Annotated in this window: 20 protein-coding genes; 1 reads left to right on the forward strand and 19 read right to left on the reverse strand. The window is 54.0% G+C overall.

Annotation, left to right across the window (positions count from 1 at the left end):
* Position 1 precedes the first annotated feature (1 nt).
* From rpmC to fusA, 12 genes are all read right to left on the reverse strand, one after another.
* Positions 2 to 193 (reverse strand): 50S ribosomal protein L29, encoded by a 192-nt coding sequence (gene rpmC, locus ACT3TR_RS16675; protein ID WP_096276518.1) that lies wholly within the window; start codon positions 191 to 193, stop codon positions 2 to 4.
* On the reverse strand, positions 193 to 606 hold the full coding sequence (rplP, locus tag ACT3TR_RS16680) for a 50S ribosomal protein L16 (RefSeq protein WP_007112000.1): 414 nt from the start codon (positions 604 to 606) through the stop codon (positions 193 to 195). The genes rpmC and rplP overlap by 1 nt, the downstream gene beginning before the upstream one ends.
* Before the next feature lie 15 nt (positions 607 to 621).
* Entirely contained in the window at positions 622 to 1,320 is a 699-nt protein-coding gene (rpsC, locus tag ACT3TR_RS16685; protein WP_008959164.1) for a 30S ribosomal protein S3, read from the reverse strand.
* 10 nt (positions 1,321 to 1,330) lie between these two features.
* Positions 1,331 to 1,663 carry a 50S ribosomal protein L22 gene (gene rplV / locus ACT3TR_RS16690; RefSeq protein ID WP_007112002.1) on the reverse strand — a complete coding sequence of 111 codons (333 nt, stop codon included), beginning with the start codon at positions 1,661 to 1,663 and terminating at the stop codon, positions 1,331 to 1,333.
* A gap of 18 nt (positions 1,664 to 1,681) precedes the next feature.
* Positions 1,682 to 1,957, reverse strand: a complete 276-nt coding sequence (gene rpsS, locus ACT3TR_RS16695) for a 30S ribosomal protein S19 (protein WP_096276522.1) — start codon at positions 1,955 to 1,957, stop codon at positions 1,682 to 1,684.
* Between the two features lie 33 nt (positions 1,958 to 1,990).
* Positions 1,991 to 2,821 carry a 50S ribosomal protein L2 gene (gene rplB, locus ACT3TR_RS16700; RefSeq protein ID WP_444625745.1) on the reverse strand — a complete coding sequence of 277 codons (831 nt, stop codon included), beginning with the start codon at positions 2,819 to 2,821 and terminating at the stop codon, positions 1,991 to 1,993.
* Positions 2,822 to 2,837: 16 nt separating this feature from the next.
* Entirely contained in the window at positions 2,838 to 3,134 is a 297-nt protein-coding gene (gene rplW / locus ACT3TR_RS16705) for a 50S ribosomal protein L23 (RefSeq protein WP_444625744.1), read from the reverse strand.
* The gene (gene rplD, locus ACT3TR_RS16710) at positions 3,131 to 3,736 is read right to left on the reverse strand and encodes a 50S ribosomal protein L4 (RefSeq protein WP_444625743.1); all 606 of its coding nucleotides are present in this window, start codon (positions 3,734 to 3,736) and stop codon (positions 3,131 to 3,133) included. Before rplD ends, rplW begins: the two co-directional genes overlap by 4 nt.
* Before the next feature lie 15 nt (positions 3,737 to 3,751).
* Positions 3,752 to 4,390: a 50S ribosomal protein L3 gene (gene rplC / locus ACT3TR_RS16715; protein WP_008959169.1), complete on the reverse strand. Its 639-nt coding sequence runs from the start codon at positions 4,388 to 4,390 to the stop codon at positions 3,752 to 3,754.
* 163 nt (positions 4,391 to 4,553) lie between these two features.
* Complete coding sequence (gene rpsJ, locus ACT3TR_RS16720) at positions 4,554 to 4,865, reverse strand: 30S ribosomal protein S10 (RefSeq protein ID WP_096276530.1); 312 nt, start codon at positions 4,863 to 4,865, stop codon at positions 4,554 to 4,556.
* A 159-nt stretch (positions 4,866 to 5,024) separates the two neighbouring features.
* A complete protein-coding gene (tuf, locus tag ACT3TR_RS16725; RefSeq protein WP_444625742.1) occupies positions 5,025 to 6,218 on the reverse strand; it encodes an elongation factor Tu in 1,194 nt (397 codons plus the stop codon).
* Between the two features lie 29 nt (positions 6,219 to 6,247).
* Positions 6,248 to 8,371, reverse strand: a complete 2,124-nt coding sequence (gene fusA, locus ACT3TR_RS16730; protein WP_444625741.1) for an elongation factor G — start codon at positions 8,369 to 8,371, stop codon at positions 6,248 to 6,250.
* Between the two features lie 145 nt (positions 8,372 to 8,516).
* On the opposite strand from fusA, the gene ACT3TR_RS16735 reads away from it, so the two are divergent.
* Entirely contained in the window at positions 8,517 to 8,684 is a 168-nt protein-coding gene (locus ACT3TR_RS16735; protein ID WP_444625825.1) for a pentapeptide repeat-containing protein, read from the forward strand.
* Here the strand turns inward: ACT3TR_RS16735 and rpsG are convergent.
* From rpsG to rplA, 7 genes are all read right to left on the reverse strand, one after another.
* Complete coding sequence (rpsG, locus tag ACT3TR_RS16740; RefSeq protein WP_096276536.1) at positions 8,617 to 9,087, reverse strand: 30S ribosomal protein S7; 471 nt, start codon at positions 9,085 to 9,087, stop codon at positions 8,617 to 8,619. The two genes, ACT3TR_RS16735 and rpsG, sit on opposite strands and share 68 nt — an antisense overlap.
* 138 nt (positions 9,088 to 9,225) lie before the next feature.
* Positions 9,226 to 9,600, reverse strand: a complete 375-nt coding sequence (gene rpsL, locus ACT3TR_RS16745; RefSeq protein WP_008959173.1) for a 30S ribosomal protein S12 — start codon at positions 9,598 to 9,600, stop codon at positions 9,226 to 9,228.
* Positions 9,601 to 9,825: 225 nt separating this feature from the next.
* Positions 9,826 to 14,040, reverse strand: coding sequence for a DNA-directed RNA polymerase subunit beta' (rpoC, locus tag ACT3TR_RS16750; RefSeq protein ID WP_444625740.1), 4,215 nt, complete (start codon positions 14,038 to 14,040; stop codon positions 9,826 to 9,828).
* A 10-nt stretch (positions 14,041 to 14,050) separates the two neighbouring features.
* Positions 14,051 to 18,127 (reverse strand): DNA-directed RNA polymerase subunit beta, encoded by a 4,077-nt coding sequence (rpoB, locus tag ACT3TR_RS16755; protein ID WP_193063240.1) that lies wholly within the window; start codon positions 18,125 to 18,127, stop codon positions 14,051 to 14,053.
* A gap of 278 nt (positions 18,128 to 18,405) precedes the next feature.
* Entirely contained in the window at positions 18,406 to 18,774 is a 369-nt protein-coding gene (gene rplL, locus ACT3TR_RS16760) for a 50S ribosomal protein L7/L12 (RefSeq protein ID WP_096276542.1), read from the reverse strand.
* 112 nt (positions 18,775 to 18,886) lie between these two features.
* Positions 18,887 to 19,393, reverse strand: a complete 507-nt coding sequence (rplJ, locus tag ACT3TR_RS16765) for a 50S ribosomal protein L10 (RefSeq protein WP_096276544.1) — start codon at positions 19,391 to 19,393, stop codon at positions 18,887 to 18,889.
* Between the two features lie 323 nt (positions 19,394 to 19,716).
* On the reverse strand, positions 19,717 to 20,409 hold the full coding sequence (gene rplA, locus ACT3TR_RS16770) for a 50S ribosomal protein L1 (RefSeq protein ID WP_193063242.1): 693 nt from the start codon (positions 20,407 to 20,409) through the stop codon (positions 19,717 to 19,719).
* Between the last annotated feature and the right edge of the window lies 1 nt (position 20,410).

Raw genomic sequence — 20,410 nt, forward strand, 5'->3', positions numbered from 1 at the left:
CTCAATCACCTGCCTTCTCGTTGAGCATAGTCTTAACGCGGGCGATATCCCGACGGACCTGCTTGAGCAGATGAGTCTGGCTCAGTTGGCCAGTGGCCTTCTGCATGCGCAGGTTAAACTGCTCGCGGAGGAGTTCGAGGAGTTGCTCCTGGAGCTCTCCTGCGGACTTTTCACGAATTTCCTGGGCTTTCATCACATCACCGTCCGTTTCGCAAAGGTGGTGGATAAGGGCATTTTCTGTGCGGCGAGCTCAAACGCTTCACGAGCGAGCTCTTCCGACACGCCTTCTATTTCATAAAGGACCCGACCCGGTTGGATCTGGGCTACCCAGTACTCAACAGAACCTTTACCTTTACCCATACGAACTTCGAGCGGCTTCTTAGAGATCGGCTTATCAGGGAAGACGCGGATCCAGATCTTACCGCCACGTTTAACGTGACGTGTGATCGCACGACGGCCTGCTTCGATCTGACGCGCAGTGATGCGGCCGCGACCGGTAGCTTTAAGGCCATATTCCCCGAAGCTGATCTTGCTTCCGCGATGCGCCAGGCCACGGTTGCGGCCTTTCATCATCTTGCGGAATTTCATACGCTTGGGCTGTAACATCGACTCGCTCTCCCCTTACCTGGAACCTTTCTTCTTGGGCGCGTTGCCGGCAGGCTGTTTGGCCTTGGCACGTACTTCCTCGATACCGCCGAGGATTTCACCCTTGAAGATCCACACTTTGACGCCGATAACGCCATAGGTGGTGTGAGCTTCGTAAGTGGCGTAGTCGATATCCGCACGCAACGTGTGCAACGGAACGCGACCTTCGCGGTACCATTCGGTACGTGCGATTTCAGCGCCACCAAGACGACCTGACAGCTGAATCTTGATGCCACCAGCGCCAAGACGCATTGCGTTTTGTACCGCGCGCTTCATAGCACGACGGAACATCACGCGACGCTCAAGCTGACCCGCTACGTTAGCAGCGACTAGCTTGGCATCCAGCTCCGGCTTGCGAACTTCTTCGATGTTCACATGCACGGGGACACCCATCATCTGGGTGAGATCGCGACGCAGACGGTCGACATCTTCACCTTTCTTACCAATCACAATACCCGGACGGGCGGTGTGAATGGTGATGCGGGCGTTGTTCGCCGGACGCTCGATGTGGATGCGGCTCACAGAAGCGCTTTTAAGACGCTCTTCCAAGAAGCTACGCACTTCGAGATCGTTATTGAGCTTATCGGCGTAAGCGCCGCGCTCAGCATACCAGACAGAAGCATGGTCTTTGACGATGCCCAGTCGAATGCCTGTTGGATTGACTTTCTGACCCATCGGTCGACTCCTACTTCTCGGCTACCTTGACGGTGATGTGGCACGTGCGCTTCAAGATACGATCCGCACGCCCTTTGGCACGCGGCTTGATACGCTTGAGCGTCATGCCCTCATCGACGCAGATGGTCGAGACACGCAGCTCGTCAATATCCATGCCGTTATTTTCTTCCGCGTTTGCTATGGCGGATTGCAGCACCTTCTTAACCAGCTTAGCAGCCTTCTTCGGTGAGAAGGTCAGCAGGTCGAGTGCCTCGGCGACAGGTTTACCGCGCACCTGGTCAGCCACCAAACGGGCCTTCTGGGCGGATAAACGAGCGCCAAGCAGCTTAGCTGTGACTTCCATCTCTCAATCCTCTCTGGCTTACCGTTTGGCTTTTTTATCCGCCGCATGCCCGCGATAAGTGCGAGTAGCAGCGAATTCGCCCAATTTGTGGCCAACCATTTCCTCGGATACGTGCACCGGGATGTGTTGACGACCATTATGGACAGCGATAGTGAGGCCTACCATGTTTGGCAGGATCATTGAACGGCGCGACCAAGTCTTAATTGGTTTGCGATCGTTCTTCTCCACTGCAGCCTCTACCTTCTTCAAAAGATGAAGGTCAATGAAGGGACCTTTCTTTAGTGAACGTGGCACAGCCGTTACCTCTTAGTGTCTGGGCAATTTAGATCAGCGCGTCTTATTACGACGACGGATGATCAGCTTGTCGGTGCGCTTGTTCTTACGCGTCTTGTGACCCTTAGTCGGCACACCCCAAGGGGAGACCGGGTGACGACCACCACTGGTGCGGCCTTCGCCACCACCGTGTGGGTGATCCACCGGGTTCATCGCGACACCGCGAACAGTCGGACGCACGCCTCTCCAGCGCTTCGCACCGGCCTTGCCAAGTTGACGCAGGCTGTGCTCAGAGTTGCTCACCTCGCCCAACGTCGCGCGGCACTCAGCCAATACTTTACGCATTTCGCCAGAGCGAAGACGTAGCGTGGCGTAGTTACCTTCACGAGCTACCAACTGGGCGCTTGTACCGGCACTGCGTGCAATCTGCGCACCTTTACCCGGCTTGAGTTCGATGCAGTGCACCGTAGAACCCAATGGGACGTTGCGCAGCGGCAATGCATTGCCTTTCTTGATCGACGCATTAACACCAGATTCCAGCACGTCACCCGCGCTGACACCTTTCGGTGCAATGATGTAACGACGCTCACCATCGGCATACATCAGCAGTGCAATGTGCGCACTGCGATTGGGATCGTGCTCTAAACGCTCAACGGTGGCTGGAACGCCATCCTTGGTACGTTTGAAATCGATCAACCGATAGTGGTGACGATGACCACCGCCTATGTGGCGAGTGGTGATGCGACCGTTATTATTACGGCCACCGGACTTGGACTGTTTTTCCAAAAGCGGTGCATAAGCACGGCCCTTGAACAGTTCCTCGCCAACGATCTTGACGACGTGGCGACGACCGGCGGAAGTGGGTTTGGTCTTGACGATTGCCATTATCCGTACTCCTGCCCTATTCGGCGCCTGTGAAGTCTTCGAGCGTTTCACCCGCAGCCAGGGTCACATACGCTTTGCGGTAACCCTTACGTAGGCCAACACCGTTCGCAGTACGCTTCGTTTTACCCTTCATGTTCAGTACCTGAACACTACCGACCTTCTTGCCGAAAAGTGCTTCTACGGCTTTCTTGATCTCGGGCTTGGTAGCATCGCGTGCCACCTTGAAAACGTACTGGTTGCGCTCGGCTGCCATCGCGGCCTTTTCGGTCACGTGCGGCCCAAGCAGAACCTTGAATACGCGTTCCTGGTTCATGCCAGCTTCTCCTCGAATTTACGCAGGGCGGAGACGGTAATCAGGACCTTATCAAAGGCTACCAGACTTACCGGGTCAGCTGCCGCGACATCCACCACATCAACGTGGGGAAGGTTGCGTGCGGCCAAATAGAGTTTTTCGTCAACTTCTTCAGTGACGATCAACACTTTTTCAAGGTTGAGCTCTTTCAGCTTGGCAGCTACCTGCTTGGTCTTAGGCGCATCGACGCTGAACTCTTCAATCGCGACTAGACGCTCTTGACGTACCAGCTCAGACAGGATGGAGCGCATCGCTGCGCGGTACATCTTGCGGTTAACCTTCTGAGTGTAGTCTTGCGGACGAGCCGCGAAGGTTACGCCGCCGCCACGCCATAGCGGAGAGCGGATAGTACCGGCACGTGCACGACCGGTGCCTTTCTGACGCCAAGGCTTTTTACCACCGCCACGAACGTCGGAACGACTCTTTTGTGCGTGAGTTCCCTGACGGCCACCAGCCAAATAGGCAGTAACCACTTGGTGAACGAGCGCTTCGTTGAATTCTTTGCCAAAAGTGGCGTCGGCTACTTCAACGGTACCCGCGCCTGCAGCAAGATTCAGATTCATTGGTAATTATCCCCTTCAGCCAGCTTTCACGGCGCTGCGAACGATAACGTCACTACCGGGAGCACCCGGCACTGCGCCTTTGATCAGCAGCAGGTTACGCTCGGCGTCGACACGGACGATCTCAAGGCTTTGAACGGTGCAACGGGCATTACCCATTTGACCGGCCATCTTTTTGCCTTTGAAAACGCGACCCGGAGTCTGACACATGCCGATAGAACCCGGCGCGCGATGCGACAGAGAGTTACCGTGAGTCATGTCTTGGGTACGGAAATTCCAGCGCTTAACAGCACCCTGGAAGCCTTTACCTTTAGAGGTGCCAGTCACGTCAACCATTTGACCAGCTTCGAAGAGGGATACGGTGATTTCGCCACCCACCTCAGGAATTGTTTCGCCTTCTGCAAGACGGAATTCCATCAGTGCACGACCAGCCTCAACACCCGCCTTGGCAAACTGTCCAGCTTGCGCTTTGGTGAGGTGCTTGGCTTTACGAGAACCAGATGTGACCTGAATCGCTGCGTAACCGTCAGACTCGACAGATTTAACGCGTGTAACACGATTAGGATCAACTTCAATAACGGTTACGGGCACAGACGCGCCGTCTTCGGTAAAGACACGGGTCATCCCGGCCTTTTTACCGACTAAACCGATAGTCATACTCAGTCTCCTATAGTGTACGGGGCTATCACCCGCTATGGCTGCCCTTTCCAGAGCATTCCACTAGCACATTGTATGGCGCCTCACGGCGTGGCGGCTGCTGATCATACTAAGCTTGTTTAAAACAAGCGATGAACGCTGGGCCGCAAAGTGACTAGTGTAATTAGTTGAGCTTGATTTGCACGTCAACGCCAGCGGCGAGATCGAGCTTCATCAGTGCATCAACAGTTTTCTCAGTCGGCTCAACGATGTCGAGCACACGCTTGTGAGTACGAATCTCATACTGGTCACGCGCATCTTTATTGACGTGCGGCGAGATCAGAATGGTGAAGCGCTCACGGTTGGTTGGCAGCGGGATCGGCCCACGAACCTGAGCACCAGTACGCTTAGCGGTTTCAACAATCTCCGCTGTGGACTGATCGATCAGGCGATGGTCGAACGCTTTCAACCGAATGCGAATCTTTTGGTTCTGCATTTGCCCTAAACTCCAATGGATGTCGACGGCGCGAGCCGTCTACCCACGCATTCAAAGGATGCGCATTATAGGCACGCCACAAGCCCATGTCAAACATTTGCTGATGGTGCGCAGAAAAGGGGGCTCATCAGAGCCCCCTTCATCATTCAAGCAAATAGCTTACTTGACGATCTTAGCTACAACGCCAGCACCGACAGTACGACCACCTTCGCGAATTGCGAAGCGTAGACCGTCGTCCATGGCAATCGGAGCGATCAAGGTAACAACCATTTGCACGTTGTCACCAGGCATAACCATTTCAACACCTTCCGGCAGTTCACAAGTACCCGTTACATCGGTGGTACGGAAGTAGAACTGAGGACGGTAGCCCTTGAAGAAAGGCGTATGACGACCACCTTCTTCTTTGGACAGAACGTAAACTTCTGCTTCGAAGGTAGTGTGCGGATGAATGCTGCCTGGCTTGGCCAGTACCTGACCACGCTCGACGTCATCACGCTTAGTACCACGTAGCAGGGCGCCAACGTTCTCACCAGCACGACCTTCGTCGAGCAGCTTGCGGAACATTTCAACGCCAGTAACGATCGTTTTAGTGGTGTCACGAATACCGACGATTTCAACTTCTTCGCCCGCTTTCACGATACCGCGCTCTACACGACCGGTTACAACAGTACCGCGGCCAGAGATAGAGAACACGTCTTCGATCGGCATCAGGAACGGCTGGTCGATCGCACGCTCCGGCTCAGGAATGTAATCATCCAGAGCTTTGATCAGATTAGCAACCGCGGTGGTACCCATTCCGTTCTCATCTTCACCGTTCAACGCCATCAGCGCAGAACCTGTGATGATCGGCGTGTCGTCGCCCGGGAAGTCGTACTGATCGAGGAGTTCACGAACTTCCATCTCTACCAGTTCGAGCAGCTCTTCGTCATCAACCATGTCCGCTTTGTTCAGGAACACAACGATGTACGGTACGCCAACCTGACGAGACAGCAGGATGTGCTCGCGAGTTTGCGGCATCGGGCCGTCAGCGGCAGAACATACCAGGATCGCGCCGTCCATCTGCGCAGCACCGGTGATCATGTTCTTGACGTAGTCAGCGTGTCCTGGGCAGTCAACGTGCGCGTAGTGGCGCATTTCAGACTGGTATTCCACGTGGGACGTAGCGATCGTGATACCGCGCTCGCGCTCTTCAGGAGCGTTATCGATAGACGAGAACTCGCTCCAGTCGCCGCCGAAAACTTCAGCAGACACGCGGGTTAGGGCCGCTGTCAGAGTCGTTTTACCGTGGTCGACGTGACCAATGGTGCCGACGTTGACGTGCGGTTTGGAACGTTCAAATTTTTCCTTAGCCACTGCTATAACCTCTTTACGTTAGCTAACGGTTAACCGTTTTGATTGATGACGGCTTCAACGACGCTGGAGGGCGCCTCCTCGTACTTCGAGAACTCCATAGAGTAGCTCGCACGGCCCTGGGATTGCGAGCGTAGGTCGGTTGCGTAACCGAACATCTCACCCAGCGGTACCGTTGCACGAATGACTTTACCTGCGGAAGAGTCATCCATGCCCTGCACCAGACCGCGACGACGGCTCAGGTCGCCCATGACGTCACCCATAAACTCTTCGGGGGTCACGATTTCGACCTTCATCACCGGCTCCAGCAGCACGGCCTTGGCCTTCCTGGCACCTTCTTTAACGGCCATAGAAGAAGCAATCTTGAACGCAGTCTCGTTAGAGTCCACGTCGTGAAAAGAGCCATCGAACAGCGACACTTTAACGTCGATCATCGGGTAACCCGCGATGACGCCGTTTTTGAGCTGCTCATAAGCACCCTTCTCAACCGCGGGGATGTATTCCTTAGGAACCGTACCGCCCACGACTTCAGAGTTGAATTTGAAGAAAATTTCATCTTCGCCTTCACCCTTTTCTGCTGCAGTCAGCGGCTCGATACGCAGCCAAACGTGACCATACTGACCACGACCACCGGACTGACGCACGAACTTGCCTTCTTGCTCAACGCTGCCGCGAATCGTTTCGCGGTAGGCTACTTGAGGCTTACCGATATTAGCTTCAACCTTGAACTCGCGACGCATACGGTCAACGATAATGTCCAAGTGAAGCTCGCCCATACCAGAAATAATCGTCTGGCCGGTTTCTTCGTCGGTTTTAACTTGGAAGGAAGGGTCTTCCTGAGCCAATTTGCCCAGAGCAACACCCATCTTCTCTTGGTCACTCTTGGTCTTCGGCTCAACAGCAACCGAAATAACCGGATCCGGGAACTCCATACGCTCGAGAACAATTTTGTTGTCGATATCGCACAGTGTGTCACCGGTGGTGACGTCTTTCAGACCGATACAAGCAGCGATATCGCCAGCCAGGATCTCTTTGATCTCTTCGCGTGAGTTGGCGTGCATCTGAACGATACGACCAACGCGCTCTTTCTTCTGTTTAACGGAGTTATAAACGCCGTCACCAGATTTCAGAACACCCGAATAGACGCGGATAAAGGTCAGCGTACCAACGAAGGGGTCGGTCGCGATCTTGAACGCCAGCGCCGCAAACGGCGCGCTGTCATCGGCGATACGTGTGGCAATGGTACCGTCTTTATCGTCAAGCTCACCTTCGATCGCCTTAACTTCAGTCGGCGAAGGCATGTATTCGATAATGCCGTCCAACACTGCTTGAACGCCTTTGTTCTTAAAGGCAGAACCACAGGTGACCAGCACGATGTCGTTACGCAGAGTACGCGCGCGCAGACCAGCCTTGATCTCTTCGATGCTGAGTTCAGTACCGTCGAGATACTTCTCCATCAGCTCATCAGAGCCTTCGGCAGCGGCTTCAACCATTTCTTCGCGATACTTCTCAGCCGTTTCTTGCAAGTCAGCAGGAATATCGACGAGCTCATAGTTCATACCCAGACTTGCCTCATCCCAAAGGATGGCTTTCATCTGGAGAAGGTCGATAACGCCTTTAAAGTCTTCTTCCGTGCCCCAGTTAATCTGGATCGGCACAGCGTTAGCACCTAGACGCTCTTTGAGCTGCTCAACAACCATGAAGAAGTCAGCGCCGGTACGGTCCATCTTATTGACGAACACCATGCGCGGAACTTCATACTTGTTGGCTTGACGCCATACAGTTTCGGTCTGGGGCTGAACGCCGGAAGAACCACACAGTACAACCACCGCACCATCGAGTACGCGCAGAGAACGCTCAACTTCAATGGTGAAGTCAACGTGCCCTGGGGTGTCGATAATATTGATACGGTGCTCAGGAAACTGCTTGCTCATGCCTTGCCAGAAGGTAGTAACAGCAGCAGAGGTGATAGTGATACCACGCTCCTGCTCCTGCTCCATCCAGTCTGTCGTCGCAGCACCGTCGTGCACTTCACCCACTTTGTGGGAAAGGCCGGTGTAGAACAGTACGCGCTCAGTTGTCGTGGTTTTACCCGCGTCAACGTGAGCAACGATACCGATATTGCGATAACGATTCAGTGGAGTCTTGCGTGCCACGATGAAACTCCCATTTGTTGGCGATGCTCGTTAATTTAGCGGCGCATGCAAGCGAGGCTTATGCTACCGCCACTACCCTAGAAGGATAGTGGCTAAGTATTGCAACACAGCGACTCAGCGTACATTCGCATGCTGAACTACGTGCATATATAAACCCGAACTTAAAAACGTCGTACTCAAAAACGCCGAGTTTAAAAACGCCGATTTTAGAAACGCCGATTTTAAAAAATCTAAAAACGCGAAATCTAGAAACGGTAGTGCGAGAAGGCTTTGTTGGCTTCTGCCATGCGATGCACGTCTTCGCGCTTCTTAACAGCAGAACCTTTACCTTCAGCAGCATCCAGCATTTCACCAGCCAGACGGTGCACCATGGTTTTCTCACCGCGACGACGCGCAGCGTCTACCAGCCAGCGCATTGCAAGCGCTTGACGGCGTGACGGACGAACTTCAACCGGCACCTGATAGGTCGCACCACCCACACGGCGCGACTTCACTTCGACCATAGGCTGGATGGCTTCCAACGCCTTGTCGAAGATTTCCAGCGGATCTTCTTTACTACGCTCGGCAACCTTGTCCAACGCACCGTAGACGATGCGCTCAGCTATGGACTTTTTGCCGCTGACCATCAGGTGGTTCATGAACTTCGCCAGACGCTCACTTCCGAACTTAGGATCCGGCAGGATGTCGCGTTTAGCTACTACTCTTCTTCTAGGCATGATAAGCCCTCAATTAAGGATCTTTCAGGTAAACCCGGGACTCGTGCTGCGCCTACTAGTACTCGCGGCGCCCGACCTTACTCTTATCAGACCGTCAAATTCGTGAAAAACGTTACTCAGCAGACTCTAAGCGTAGACTTAGGACTTAGGACGCTTAGTACCGTATTTAGAACGACCCTGACGACGATTTTGAACGCCGGAGGTGTCAAGGGCGCCACGAACGGTGTGATAACGCACACCTGGCAAATCCTTTACACGGCCGCCACGAATCAAAACGACAGAGTGTTCTTGAAGGTTGTGACCTTCACCACCGATGTAAGAAGATACTTCGAAACCGTTGGTAAGGCGCACACGGCAAACCTTACGCAGGGCCGAGTTAGGCTTCTTCGGGGTGGTGGTGTAAACGCGCGTACATACGCCGCGTTTTTGCGGACAGGCCTGCAGCGCTGGCACGTCACTTTTGGTGACGGGGCGCTTGCGCGGCTTGCGCACTAGCTGATTAATCGTTGCCATGGTGTTTAGCTGACTCCAATGGTTGCCTTAGCCTTTTAACAAATACAAGCAGCGGATGCGGGCGCACCCACCCCACTGTTAAAGGCTGCGCATTCTAAAGGCTGACCCTATGTGGCGTCAAGCCTTGCCGGCGGTTTAACCGGCAAGACTGCGCTTTTCAGGTCAGCTATTCGTTTTACTTACGTTTTCACTTACTGTCTTCACTTACTATTTCTAGCCCCAGCGTTACAGCTCATCGTCAGAATCGAGAGCGGTTAGCTGAGCACCTAGCTCCTGCTCTACCTCGGTGGCCGAGGGGTTGAACAGTTGCTCAACGTCTTCGCGCTTGCGACGACGCTCTGCGTGGTGAGTCAAACCCGTACCGGCTGGTATGAGACGACCCACTACCACGTTTTCTTTCAGGCCGCGCAGATAATCGCGCTTGCCGGTCACCGCTGCTTCGGTCAGTACTCGTGTTGTCTCCTGGAAGGAGGCCGCAGAGATGAACGACTCGGTGGCCAAACTGGCCTTGGTAATACCCAGCAGCATACGCTGATACTTAGCCGGGAATTTCTTCTCTTTCTCAAGACGAACGTTCTGCTCCAGCACGCGAACCAGCTCAGCTTGGTCGCCGGTGATGAAATCAGAGTCACCTGAGTCGGTAAGCTCTACCTTGCGCAGCATCTGACGCACGATCACTTCGATGTGCTTATCGTTGATACCTACGCCCTGCAGACGATAAACGTCCTGCACTTCGGCAGTGATGTACTTGGCAAGTTCCTCAACACCCAGCAAACGCAGGATATCGTGAGGATTGCTCGGGCCATCAGAAATAACTTCACCCTTCTCGACGGCTTCACCTTCGAAGACGGCGATTTGACGCCATTTCGGAATCAAGGCTTCAAACGGATCGCCAGACTCCGGGGTAATCATCAAGCGGCGCTTACCTTTAGTTTCTTTACCGAAGCTAACAACACCGCTGATTTCCGCCAAGATAGACGACTCTTTCGGCTTACGCGCTTCAAACAAGTCAGCAACCCGTGGCAGACCACCGGTGATATCTTTGTTAGCCGAAGCCTCTACAGGAATACGGGCAACCACTTCACCCACACCGATAGTGACACCGTCATCAACCGAAATAATCGAGTTACCAGGCAGCAAGTACTGTACCGGCGTGTTTGAACCGGAAACAGACACGTACTCGCCCGCGCTATCTTGCAGCATTACCATCGGGCGCTTATCGCGACCAGAGATCGGACGTGCCGCCGATTCGATAACTTCAATAGAAGACAGGCCGGTCATTTCATCGACGCTGCGGTGCATGGTGACACCTTCGTCGAGATCGATAAACTGCGCCTTACCTTCTACTTCAGCAACGATCGGGTGAGTGTGCGGATCCCATTTAGCAACAATGGCACCGGCATCAACGACATCGCCGTCACGTACGGAAAGCTCAGCACCATAGGGCAGCTTGTAGTACTCACGCTCACGGCCATGCTCATCGGCAACTGCCAAGGCGCTGGAACGAGAGACCACGACCAATTTGCCGTCGACACGCTCAACGTGCTTGATGTTATGCAGACGAACCTTGCCGCCGTGCTTAACCTGTACGCTGTCAACCGCAGAAGAACGCGATGCCGCACCACCGATGTGGAACGTACGCATGGTCAGCTGGGTACCCGGCTCGCCAATTGACTGTGCCGCGATAACGCCGACAGCCTCGCCAATGTTGACCTGATGGCCACGCGCCAAGTCACGACCGTAACAAGAAGCACATACACCGTGAGCAGTTTCACAGGTAATGGTCGAGCGCACGATAATTTCGTCGACACCCATGGTGTCAAGCTCGGCGCACCACTTCTCGTCCAGTAATGTTGTGCGAGGAATCAAGATCTCGCCGGTACCCGGATGCACGACTTCTTGTGCAACAACACGACCCAACACACGCTGAGAGAGCGGTACAATGATGTCGCCGCCTTCGATGATCGGGTGCAGCGTCAAACCGTTCTCAGTGTCGCAATCAACTTCGGTAATAACCAAGTCTTGCGCCACGTCGACCAGACGACGCGTCAGATAACCGGAGTTAGCTGTTTTTAGTGCCGTATCCGCCAAACCTTTACGCGCACCGTGAGTCGAGATGAAGTACTGAAGTACGTTCAAACCTTCACGGAAGTTGGCAACAATCGGCGTTTCGATGATCGAACCATCCGGCTTGGCCATCAGGCCACGCATACCGGCCAACTGACGGATCTGGGCAGCAGAACCACGCGCCCCGGAATCAGCCATGATGAAGACGCTGTTAAACGAATCCTGCTCAACTTCGTTGCCATCACGATCGATGACGGTTTCTTTAGAGATACCGACCATCATCGCCTTGGCGACTTTATCGTTGGCCTTGGACCAAATATCGATAACCTTGTTGTACTTCTCACCCGCTGTTACTAGGCCAGAAGAGAACTGGTCTTCAATTTCTTTAACTTCGGCTTCAGCGGCGTCAACAATCGCGGTTTTTTCATCGGGAATAACGAAGTCGTTAACACCGATAGAAGCACCGGACCAGGTGGCCAAACGGAAGCCGGTATACATCAGTTGGTCAGCGAAAATAACGGCCGGCTTCAGACCAGCACGACGATACACTTCGTTGATCAGACTGGAGATCGCCTTCTTCTTCATCGGCTGATCAATCAGCGCGAACGGCACGCCTTCCGGTAAAATACGGAATAGCATGGCACGACCCACCGTCGTGTCATAAATGCGGCGGTGGAAGCTGCGCTCGCCAGTTTCTTCTTCTACGTCGATCTCGTCTAAACGCACTTTGACACGAGCGTGTAGCGCGACCGACTGAGTACCAAACGCGCGCTCTACCTCGTTGAGGTCAGAGAACACCATGCCCTCGCCTTTGGCGTTGATCTTTTCGCGGGTCATGTAGTACAGACCCAGAACAACGTCTTGCGACGGTACGATAATCGGCTCGCCGTTAGCAGGCGACAGCACGTTGTTTGTCGCCATCATCAGCGCACGCGCTTCAAGCTGCGCTTCCAGCGTTAACGGTACGTGTACCGCCATCTGGTCACCGTCAAAGTCGGCGTTGTAGGCAGCACAGACCAGCGGATGCAGCTGAATCGCCTTACCTTCGATCAACAGCGGCTCAAACGCCTGGATACCCAAACGGTGAAGCGTAGGCGCACGGTTAAGCAGTACCGGATGCTCGCGGATAACATCGGCAAGGATGTCCCATACTTCCGGCAACTCGCGCTCAACCATCTTCTTGGCGGCTTTAATCGTCGAGGCGTAGCCCAGCGACTGAAGCTTGGAGTAGATAAACGGCTTGAACAGCTCCAGCGCCATTTTCTTCGGCAGACCACACTGGTGCAGACGCAGCGTCGGGCCCACGGTGATTACTGAACGGCCCGAGTAATCGACGCGCTTACCCAACAAGTTCTGGCGGAAGCGGCCCTGCTTACCTTTGATCATGTCGGCAAGTGATTTCAACGGACGCTTATTAGAGCCCGTGATCGCACGGCCACGACGACCGTTATCGAGCAACGCATCAACGGCTTCTTGAAGCATGCGTTTCTCGTTGCGCACAATGATATCCGGCGCATTAAGATCCAGCAGACGCTTCAAACGGTTGTTGCGGTTGATCACACGACGGTAAAGGTCGTTGAGATCAGAGGTCGCGAAGCGGCCACCGTCCAGCGGTACCAGCGGACGCAGATCCGGCGGCAGCACGGGCAGCACTTCCATGACCATCCACGCGGGCGCATTGCCAGAGTGGTAGAACGCTTCAAGCAGTTTCAGGCGCTTAGAAAGCTTCTTGATCTTGGTCTCAGAGTTCGTCTGCGGAATTTCTTCACGCAGATGATTAATCTCTTCTTCCAGATCGATGTCTTTCAGCAGTTCTTGAACGGCTTCGGCACCCATGCGGGCATCAAAGTCGTCGCCAAACTCTTCCAGTGCCTCGAAGTACTGCTCGTCGTTCAGCAGCTGACCACGTTCTAGCGTGGTCATGCCTGGATCGATCACCACAAAGCTTTCGAAATACAGCACGCGCTCGATATCACGCAACGTCATATCGAGGAACATGCCGATACGCGACGGCAATGACTTCAGAAACCAAATGTGAGCGACCGGTGAGGCAAGCTCAATGTGCCCCATGCGCTCACGGCGCACGGCGGCTTTGGTGACTTCAACGCCACATTTTTCGCAGATAATACCGCGATGCTTCATGCGCTTATATTTGCCGCACAAGCACTCATAGTCCTTTACCGGGCCAAAAATCTTGGCGCAGAACAAGCCGTCCCGCTCCGGTTTAAAGGTACGGTAGTTAATGGTCTCAGGCTTCTTCACCTCGCCAAACGACCAGGAGCGAATCATGTCCGGCGACGCCAGGGTAATCTTGATCGCGTCAAATTCTTCGGACTGAGACTGCGATTTGAGTACTTTCACCAAATCTTTCATGGGACGGCTCCTAGCTCTCTAACTCGATATCGATGCCCAGCGAGCGGATTTCCTTCACGAGTACGTTGAAGGATTCCGGCATGCCTGCCTGCATGGTGTGGTCGCCATCCACGATGTTTTTATACATCTTGGTGCGGCCTTCGACGTCGTCCGACTTGACGGTGAGCATTTCTTGTAGCGTGTATGCCGCGCCGTAAGCTTCCAACGCCCACACTTCCATCTCACCGAAGCGCTGACCACCGAACTGCGCCTTACCACCCAAGGGCTGCTGGGTAACCAGCGAGTAAGAACCGGTAGAACGCGCGTGCATCTTGTCGTCTACCAAGTGGTTAAGCTTCAACATGTACATATAGCCGACGGTAACCGGACGATCAAAGACGTCACCGGTACGGCCATCAAACAGGGCCATCTGACCTGACTCAGGAATGTCCGCCAGTTTCAGCAGATGCTTGATTTCGTGCTCTTTAGCACCGTCAAACACCGGCGTCGCCATGGGCACACCGCCTTTCAGGTTCTTCGCCAGCGCGATGATTTCATCATCGGTCAGAGAATCGAGATCTTCAACGCGAGTACCTGGCGTATTGTAGATTTGACCCAAGAAGTCGCGAATTTCGGCAACTTGTTGACCGCGTGCATCGCGCAGCATGGCTTCAATCTTGACGCCTAAGCCACGTGCCGCCATACCCAAGTGAGTTTCAAGGATCTGACCGACGTTCATACGTGACGGTACACCCAGCGGGTTAAGCACCACGTCGACCGGCTCGCCCTTCTCATCGAACGGCATATCTTCAATCGGCATAATCGCCGAGATAACACCTTTGTTACCGTGACGACCGGCCATCTTATCGCCCGGCTGAATGCGGCGCTTGACGGCCATATAAACTTTGACGATTTTCAGCACGCCCGGCGCGAGGTCATCGCCCTGGGTTAACTTGCGCTTCTTATCTTCAAAGCGCTCGTCCATTTCTTTACGACGGTTTTCCAGCTGTTCGTCGGCCTGAGCAAGCAGCTCATTAAACGACTCATCCTGCATACGCAGTTTGAACCACTGCTGACGTGGCAGCTCTTCAAGATAGGCATCATCAAGCACATCGCCTTTCTTAAGGTTCGGGCCGCCGTTAACCGCTTGACCTTCCAGGGTGCGCTGAAGACGCTCAAACGTCGCTTCTTCGGCAATACGGTATGTTTCTTGAAGGTCCTTACGAACCTCATCAAGCTGCATCCGTTCAATGGTCAGCGCGCGCGAATCTTTCTCTACGCCATCACGGGTGAAGACCTGGACATCAATGACCGTCCCTTTCATGCCGGTAGGGGCACGCAGCGAGGTGTCTTTAACGTCAGACGCTTTCTCACCGAAGATGGCACGCAGCAGCTTCTCTTCAGGCGTCAGCTGGGTTTCACCCTTCGGCGTTACTTTACCAACCAGAATGTCGCCAGGGCCTACTTCAGCACCGATGTAAACGACGCCGGCTTCATCCAGTTTGGAGAGCGCGGATTCACCTACATTAGGAATATCGGCAGTGATTTCTTCCGAGCCCAACTTGGTGTCACGAGAAACACAGGTCAGTTCCTGAATGTGAATCGTAGTGAAACGGTCTTCTTGAACCACCCGCTCAGAAAGCAGGATGGAGTCTTCGAAGTTGTAACCGTTCCAAGGCATGAACGCGATGCGCATGTTCTGGCCCAGGGCCAGATCACCCATGTCGACAGACGGGCCGTCGGCAAGAATATCGCCGCGCGCTACGCTGTCACCAGGACGCACGATGGGGCGCTGGTTCATACAGGTGTTTTGGTTCGAGCGGGTGTACTTGGTCAGGTTGTAGATATCAACACCGGCTTCACCGCCGATGATTTCATCTTCATTGACACGTACGACCACGCGGCGAGCGTCAACGGAGTCAATCACGCCGCCACGGTTCGCGACCGCACAGACACCGGAGTCACGAGCAACAAAGCGCTCCATACCGGTACCTACGAGCGGTTTATCAGCACGCAGTGTCGGCACTGCCTGACGCTGCATGTTCGAACCCATCAAGGCGCGGTTGGCGTCATCGTGCTCCAGGAACGGAATCAATGCCGCAGCGACCGAAACTACCTGACGAGGCGATACGTCCATCAGGGTAACCTGCTCGGGACGCATAAAGGTGGTTTCACCGCGGTGACGCACCTGCACCAGATCATCGGTCAGCTTGTTAGACTCATCGACCGCCGCCGACGCCTGAGCGATAACGAAATCGCCCTCTTCGATCGCCGAAAGGTGAACGATGTCGTCAGTCAGCTGGCGATCAACCACTTTCCGGTACGGCGTTTCTAGAAAGCCGTAGCTGTTGGTGTGGCTATATGTTGCCAGGGAGTTAATCAGGCCGATGTTCGGGCCTTCTGGCGTTTCGATTGGGCATAGACGCCCGTAGTGCGTGGCGTGTACGTCACGTACTTCGAAGCCAGCACGCTCACGGGTCAAACCACCGGGGCCGAGTGCAGACACACGACGCTTGTGGGTAACCTCGGAAAGCGGGTTGTTTTGGTCCATAAATTGCGAAAGCTGGCTGGAACCGAAGAACTCTTTCACCGCCGCCGCTACGGGCTTGGCGTTGATCAAGTCTTGGGGCATCAGGCCTTCGCTTTCCGCCATGGAAAGACGCTCTTTAACGGCGCGCTCTACGCGCACTAAGCCAACGCGGAACTGGTTTTCGGCCATTTCGCCTACACAGCGAATACGGCGGTTACCCAGGTGATCGATATCGTCAACGTCACCGAAGCCGTTACGAATACTGATCAGCTCGCGCAGCACGTCGAGGATGTCTTTGCGATCCAATACGCCAGAGCCTGTGTCAGTCTCGCGACGCAGGCGACGGTTGAACTTCATGCGGCCAACGCCCGACAGGTCGTAGCGGTCCTCAGAGAAGAACAGGTTGTTGAACAGCGTCTCTGCAGACTCTTTAGTGGGCGGCTCGCCTGGACGCATCATGCGATAAATTTCGACCAATGCTTCAAGCGCGGAATTCGTAGCATCCAGCTTCAAGGTATCGGAAACGAAAGAACCGCAGTCTAGATCGTTGGTGTATAGGGTCTCAATCAGCGCAATGCCGCCCTGAGCCATACGCTCCAGCACTTCCGGGGTGATCTCGGTATTACACGGACAGATCAGCTCACCGGTTTTAGTGTCGATTTGGTCTTTGGCTAGCGTTTTACCAAAGAGATACTCCATCGGCACATCCAGGCGCTCAAGGCCGGCTTTTTCAAGCTGACGAATGTGCTTCTGGGTAATCCGACGACCTTCTTCAACAATCGTCTCACCGGCGGTATCTTTGATATCAAACGTAGCGGTTTCACCGCGTAGACGCGACGGCACCAGCTCCACAGAGAAACCTGATTTCTCGATGTGGAAGACGCTGGTTTCAAAGAATTCGGCCAGGATCTCTTCGGTGCTCATTCCCAGCGCACGCATCAACACCGAGGCCGGTAATTTACGGCGACGGTCAATACGCACAAAGACGTTGTCTTTGGGATCAAACTCAAAGTCTAACCAGGAGCCACGGTAAGGAATAACGCGGGCTGAGTAGAGCAGTTTGCCGGAAGAGTGGCTCTTGCCTTTGTCGTGATCGAAGAACACACCGGGCGAGCGGTGGAGCTGGGAAACGATAACCCGCTCAGTACCGTTGATAACAAAGGTACCGTTCTCGGTCATCAGGGGGATTTCCCCCATGTAGACTTCCTGCTCTTTTATATCTTTGATTGCTTTGTTCGAAGAGTCGCGATCATAGATGATCAAGCGAACCTTAACGCGCAGCGGAGCGGAGTAAGTGACGCCGCGTAGCTGGCATTCCTTAACATCGAACGCCGGCGTGCCGAAACGGTAGCTGACATACTCAAGCGCCGCATTGCCGGAGAAGCTCTCAATCGGAAACACGGACTTAAACGCCGCGTTCAGGCCGACTTCGTGACGCTCGTCGGGCGAACGATCTTGCTGGAGGAAGTCGTAATAGGAATCAAGCTGGATAGCCAACAAGTAAGGCACATCCATCACTTGGGGCAGTTTGCCGAAATCCTTGCGGATGCGTTTTTTCTCAGTATATGAGTAAGCCATCTGTATTCCCCAGCTTGTTCACCATGGGTGACCGATGCGTGGTCATCGCTGCCCGGCGGGCTTCGTCAGACGCAGACAGCAAGCTCCTAAATCGGTAGCTCGCCGTCGAAAATCTAGTTCGATAACACTGTAGTCGATAACACTATATTCAATTACGTTCTTACATTTCTGCCGCTGCTGCTAGTAAACATCAGTTACAACAGAAAAAGGCCGGCAGCGGGATATCCCGCCGCCAGCCGTGGAAGCTTACGCAGCGCGCAAAGCCGTCCGCACAAAAATTACTTGAGCTCGACGGTGGCGCCCGCTTCTTCCAGCTTAGCTTTAGCAGCTTCAGCGTCGTCTTTAGACAGGCCTTCTTTGATGGTCGCAGGAGCGCCATCAACAGCGCCTTTAGCTTCTTTCAAGCCAAGACCGGTGATCTCACGAACTGCTTTGATCACGTTAACTTTCTTCTCACCAGCAGAGGTCAGAACAACGTCAAACTCAGTCTGTTCTTCAGCAACTTCGCCGCCAGCAGCAGGACCAGCCATAACGGCAGCCGCTGCAGAAACGCCGAATTTCTCTTCCATTGCTTCGATCAGCTCGACAACTTCCATTACGGACATGTCGGCTACTGCATTGATGATATCGTCTTTGGTCAGTGCCATTGTCTCATTCCTAACTTTGCGGGAGTCTCGGTCAGCCGAGAACTCAGGATTCATTGCTTGGTTCAGGCAGCACGCCGATAAAACAGTTCACGCTGCCTGCAAGAAACGCTGCTTATGCAGCTTCTGCTTCTTGCTTCTGATCGCGCAGGGCGGCCAGAGTACGAACCAGCTTGCCAGCGGAGGCTTCTTTCATTACCGACATCAACTTGGCAATTGCTTCGTCGTAAGTCGGTAGGGTTGCTAGACGATCGATGTCAGCAGCCGGAATCAGCTCACCTTCGTAGGCCAACGCTTTCACTTCGAAGTTTTTGTCTACTTTAGCAAACTCTTTGAACAGTCGAGCGGCAGCGCCCGGGTGTTCTGTAGAGAAGGCCAACAACGTAGGACCAACGAAGCTATCGTTTAAGCACTCCCACTGAGTGCCCTCGAGTGCGCGGCGAGCCAACGTGTTACGGACAACACGTAGCTCTACGCCATTCTCACGCGCCTGCTTACGCAGATCGGTCATTTTACCAACCGTTACGCCGCGAGAATCAGCAACTACGACGGAGAGTGCGCCCTTGGCCGCTTCACTGACCTCGGCAACAATCGCTTTCTTGCCTTCAAGTGCTAGTGGCACAGTGATCACTCCTTCGTGCCGGAACCCAAGAAGGTTCCGGTGGTTACCATCTCTTCCCACACCGCCCTGCCATACAGCTAGAAAGCGTGAGAAGCCTTAGGGATGGTGCTCACCAGAAAGCTGCTTAAAGCTTTAACCAACTGGCGGCCACACCATCTGCGCAGGCGCTTATGGGGCAATTAAGCCGCCCTTGTGCGTACAAGCTGTACGTACTAAGTGCGGCACCTGCGGTCTTTGACGATGCCCCGGCCAGTGGTAGTCACCAAACGGGGGACCGCAAAGTTCTTGCTCTGTTCTTTCAAAAAAACCAACGATCGCCCGCTTTACGCAAAAGCAGAGTGATCGATTGTTAGACCCGGGCCCATAGTAGTGGACAGCGTCATTTTTTTGAAGTAAATGCCTTTCGACGCGCTCGGCTTGAGGCGCTTAAGGTCGGCAACCAGTGCTTCTAAGTTACCGTTAATGGCTGCTACGTCAAAATCCACTTTACCCAGGGTAGTGTGGATAATGCCGTTTTTGTCGGTACGGAAACGCACCTGACCAGCTTTAGCATTCTTAACCGCTGTCGCGACGTCAGGCGTCACGGTGCCAACTTTGGGGTTAGGCATCAGGCCGCGCGGACCTAAAATCTGACCCAGCTGACCGACAACGCGCATTGCGTCAGGAGAAGCGATAACGACGTCAAAATCCATCACGCCTTTTTTCACTTGCTCAGCTAAATCTTCCATGCCCACAATGTCGGCGCCCGCTTCTTTAGCGGCTTCGGCATTGGCACCCTGAGTGAAGACCGCGACACGTACATCTTTACCAGTGCCGTTAGGCATAACCGTAGCGCCACGCACTACCTGGTCAGATTTACGTGGGTCAACGCCTAGGTTGATGGCAACATCAACAGACTCTTTGAATTTAACGGTAGACAGCTCAGAGAGCAGCGCTACGGCTTCTTCAATAGAGTAAGCTTTATTAGTGTCTACTTTCTCGCGAATTACCTTCGCACGCTTAGACAGTTTAGCCATG

It is taken from the genome of Halomonas sp. AOP12-B1-6, assembly GCF_052379225.1.
Taxonomy (GTDB): Bacteria; Pseudomonadota; Gammaproteobacteria; order Pseudomonadales; family Halomonadaceae; genus Vreelandella; species Vreelandella casei.